The sequence below is a fragment of the Candidatus Hydrogenedentota bacterium genome, from assembly GCA_012523015.1.
In the GTDB taxonomy this organism is placed as follows: domain Bacteria; phylum Hydrogenedentota; class Hydrogenedentia; order Hydrogenedentales; family CAITNO01; genus JAAYBJ01.
The window spans coordinates 1-4,633 of sequence record JAAYJI010000047.1; the positions used below are offsets into that span (position 1 = coordinate 1).

Annotated in this window: 2 protein-coding genes; both read left to right on the forward strand. The window is 50.1% G+C overall.

Annotated features, from left to right (window positions below; translation table 11 throughout):
- The first annotated feature begins 105 nt into the window (after positions 1-105).
- Entirely contained in the window at positions 106-1,134 is a 1,029-nt protein-coding gene (locus tag GX117_02105; GenBank protein ID NLO32141.1) for a hypothetical protein, read from the forward strand.
- Between the two features lie 561 nt (positions 1,135-1,695).
- Positions 1,696-4,545 carry a hypothetical protein gene (locus GX117_02110; GenBank protein ID NLO32142.1) on the forward strand — a complete coding sequence of 950 codons (2,850 nt, stop codon included), beginning with the start codon at positions 1,696-1,698 and terminating at the stop codon, positions 4,543-4,545.
- Positions 4,546-4,633 lie beyond the last annotated feature (88 nt).

Sequence of the window (4,633 nt, forward strand, 5' to 3'; positions counted from 1 at the left end):
ACCTTCAACATTCTCGCCATCGCCGTCTTCGAATCTTCCTTGCATACAGACTTTGGGTAGGTCGACTTCCCCGGATTTCGTGAAACAGGCTCCTTCCCCTTGTACATGCCCGGCCCCACAGGCGATCATTTCCCCTTCAGCGATTGCGGTTCACGGAACTCGGCATGGCCCGCTGTCAACTGGTTTGCCAAGCGGTTGGAAGAACCGGCGCTGGCTTATGCCGATCATTTCTGGCTGGAAAAGACCCTTGCCGGCAAATCGTCGGGCAAAAACCGCGTCTTTCCATTGATCCTTTTGTGGTGGGACGGGCAACGCCCTGCTGTGCCGGAGCGTCCGCTCCACTGGAAAGGCGAAGGGATCAATCCTATTGCCGTCCATCGCAGTTCTTGGTCTGATCCCGGCGCTGTGTTTTTAGCCATTAAAGCGGGTACGCCCGCCGCCAACCATGGGCATATGGACATCGGTTCTTTTGTGTTGGAGGCTGACGGAAAACGCTGGGCTTTGGATCCCATGGGCAGAGGCTACGGCGACCTCGAAGCCCGGGGGCTCACCCTTTGGAACATGAAACAGGAATCGGATCGCTGGCGCATTTATCGCTACCACAACAGCAGTCACAACACGCAGACCATCAATAATGAGGCGCAGCTTGTGAAAGGAAAGGGAAGCATTCTTCGTTTCTCCGAAGATCCGAAGAACGCCTTCACCATTATCGATATGACAGAGGTCTACGCAGGACAGCTGTCTAAGGCGCTGCGCGGTTTCAGACTGCTGCCCGATGGACGCGTGTTGATTCAAGATGAAGTCTGCGCCGCCCTTGAGCCGGCAGAACTCTGCTGGGCCATGACTACCCCCGCAACCATGAGCGATGCAAGCAGCAATACCGCTGCTGTGCTCGAACAAGACAATGAACGCCTTTTTATGGATGTCCTATCCCCTTCAACGACATCAATTCAATATTTCTCCACAGAACCCAAAGAAGAATGGGACTTGGAAACACCCAATATTCGGCAGGTCGGCTTTCAACATAGTCTCAGCCAAGTACAAGAAGAACGCTTGGCAGTACTGTTGACGCCGGGCAGCTGTGAGGCGGTCCGCGCCGATACGCCTGCGTTAATTCCTTTAGAGGCGTGGTAAAGGCGAGCGGCTCAGCCTGAGCGCATTGCCCATCGCGATCACGTGATTTTGTATGATGACCTCAAAAGGGCGCTGTTATAAGAACGCTCTCTTGGGGTCATCCTTGTTTTAATCTGCCTGTACCCATACCTTCTGCGGAATTTTTTCCTATAGGCGCTCTGTTTTATTTTATTGAGTACCTTTTTTACGATAAAATAAGGTGCTTTTACCCCTTTCCCCTCCCCCCCGAACAAGGATCGGCGAATGAAATCCATTCCCTTCAAATACCAGTTGTATATTTTCTATGCGGCGCTGTCGTGTACCGCTATGGCAACCAGCATCCACGATTCTACCTTCAACAACTTTCTGTCCGACACCTTCCATCTCAGTGCCGACGCACGGGGTTATCTCGAGTTTCCTCGCGAATTGCCCGGTTTTCTCGTCGTCATGATGACAGGCTTGCTTTGCATGCTCCCCTTGACGCGGGTCGGCTTGGTAGGCACCTTACTCTCCGCCACGGGGCTAAGCTTTTTAGCGCTCAAAGGAACGGGCTATCCCTTTATGATCCTGAGCATGGTATCCATGAGCGCCGGCGTGCACTTGCTTCAGCCTGTTTCCTCATCCATTGTCATCGGCTTGAGCGAAGCCCATAATCGGGGTACGCGCTTAGGGCAGGCGGCCGCCGTAAGCACAACCTTCACCGCCTTGGGCACGGGTATGGTCTGGTTCTTTATGGATCGCAGTGCGCCCCAGTATAGCACCACGTTCTTTTGTGCGGCAGCCGTGTTTCTCTGTGGCGGCATCATCTACAGTCTCATGCACATCCCCCATCTTCACCAGCCCCGGCAGCGCCTCGTCTTTCGTCCCCAATACAGACTTTATTACCTCTTGGAATTCCTTTCCGGAGCGCGCAAACAAAACTTTGATTTTATCATAGAAAATGCAGGGGTAAGCCCCGATAATTTTGCTTTCATACGTGAAGAGTTTCAGGACGCGCCCTCGGGGTGCGACGGGAAGAAACCGGTTATTTCCGCTTCCATCTTTGATACGGAGCAAAGTAGTCCTCCCCGCGATATGAGTCTGGCGAACAGGGTGATTCAGGAGTGTCAGGAAAACGTCTTGGCGCATCTTTCGATGCTTCAAAATGTCCTTGACAAATGCAGACCGACCGGAAGCGGAAAATACGCGTTGGCCAGCGCAGAAGAAATTGATAAGTATGTGTGTCAAATTCAAGAAGAGAAGGCCAAGGTTGACCAATTGCGCATGACCTTGGCTGTTATCGGCCCCATGAAGGCGGGAAAATCCACATTAATTAATGCCATCGTTGGCGCGGAAGTGCTTCCAAGCCGGAGTGGCGCCATGACGACCATGCCCACTCTCATCACGCATGTTGATGGGTGTAAGGAGCCGGTCCTGAAGTTTCTAAAACCGGAGCCGTTTAACAATACCATCGCCGCGATTGCAAAAATGAAGTTTTCCTTAAAAGAAAGGGACGGAGATGATTACATCGGGACGCTGGAACGAATCCGTTCCGGAAAACTTACAGAGATTCATACTGAATATCGGGGCGAGGCGCAAATTGCAGACTTCATGACCGACCTGAATGACCTTGTCCGTATTAGCCAACTGCCGGAATTCGATTTGCCGAGTCCGTTGGAGAGCTACAGCCAAATCGATGACTTTCCCGAGATCGAGGTGGAGTTCATCTCACTGACCAATCGTGTGAGTAACACGCTCGGAAAATTGACGCTGATAGATACTCCAGGGCCCAATGAGGCAGGCCAGGGACACTTGAAGGGGGTCGTGAAACAACAACTGCAACAAGCAGCGGCAATAGTCGTTGTGGTGGCGCCGACACAGAAAGATGGAGAGGCATTTGCCGAGATTCGCTCCTGGGTGCATAACGCCCGGGTGCATAATGGCGTTCCGCTTTATGTGTTTTTAAACAAATTCGATGAGATGTCTGCTGCGGAACGCAAAAAAGACAATGGGGCGGCATTGTGTCAGCGCCTTTTTCCTGATATACCACTCGAAGATGGCACGGTACTTACAGTTGAGGGCTGCACCTTTCCCACCTGCGCCTTTCCGGCATTACTTGCAAACAAGGCAATTCGGTCCTTGGAGAACAACGGCAAATTGCCGGACCAAGCCGATAGTTCATGGGTAATGGACTTTGCCGAGCAGGCTTTTGGCATGGTTCTGGCCGAAAAAAAACTCAAGCAGGGGGGGCACCGTGATTTTCTGGAGGGAAGCAATATCTTGTGGCAGAGGTCATTTATGGACAGTCCGTTGAAAAGTGTGGTGAGCGCCTCACTTTATCGGGCCGCACCATTGTGTTTGGACTCCGCCGTGGATAAAATTGCAGCCACAGGCAAGTTTTTTGAGGACCAGGCGAAAGGTCAAAGAACATCACTGACGCAAAGTCTTGATACCTTACAGAGCACCATACGCACCATGAACGGTTACTTGGAAGACCTCAGAAAGGCGCAGGCAAAATTGCAAGTCATTGTTGGCTCCGCTGTCGATACAATAGGCAAAAAACTCAACACCGAACTGGATGCTCTACAGTCAAGTGCGGAGTCTATGGTGAAGGCGTTGGCAAAACAAAAAGGCCGTGAACTTGATGCGCAGGAAAAAATAAAGAAAGATCAAGAACGCTCAACACTTGATGTGTTTATCGATATCTTTCCTAAATCCAAGAAATCAGACTCTATCAATAAAGTGTTTACGGGTAATGAGGTTCTGGAGTTTTCTTCCCAAGACGATGCTGAGCAGTTCTCCCGTGAAATTAGCGACTCCCTGAATGCGAAAATGAGAAAGACACTCCAAGCAATGGCAGATGGCTTAGAGCCAATCGTATTGAAGGAGCAGGAATATCTTGCAAAAAAAATAGAGGCGCACATAAGTCCTATTGTTAAAGCAATTGCTGATGAGACCAAAGACACCTTTGATATTAATTTGACACCACCAAAAATTAACTTGCCAAGGCTTTATCTAGACCTAGACATTATCTCATGCGTTAATATCGACAAGAAAACGATACGAAAGAGTTATACTGAGCGTCGATTGTGCACACTTTTCCTCTATAAACATAAGGTGGAATACGTTGATGATGTATACAAAGTCGATCCCCGAGAAATTCGTAAGTCCATTGTTGAAATGTTCAAGGGAAAAATTAAAGACTTGCAGGAGGATGTGAATGCCTTCATTGGCAACAAATTCTCCGAAACCATGGGGGAGTATTTTCAGGGCTTGGAAGTGAATGTGTCCCAGGTCCGTTCCATTGCGGAAGCGGGAATAGAGAATAAAAAACTAGACCAGCAGGCGCAGAAGCAGGCAAAACAACAGTGGCAAGATACTGAGGAAGAACTTCAGGATTTTGGCGCCTCCGTATCACACACAAAGAACAAACTCAAAGACGTGGAGGTATAATGGATGAGCGATGTAACTGATATTCAGCCAAGGGCATGGCAGGACTGCATCCAGTTCCTGCAGGAAGAATCGGCCCAAGTCCCTCACC

What these genes read in the sequence shown, in the direction of transcription:
- GX117_02105 (NLO32141.1), top strand. Translation starts at nt 106, where the DNA reads ATGCCCGGCCCCACAGGCGATCATTTCCCCTTCAGCGATTGCGGTTCA.
- GX117_02110 (NLO32142.1), top strand. Translation starts at nt 1,696, where the DNA reads ATGAGCGCCGGCGTGCACTTGCTTCAGCCTGTTTCCTCATCCATTGTC.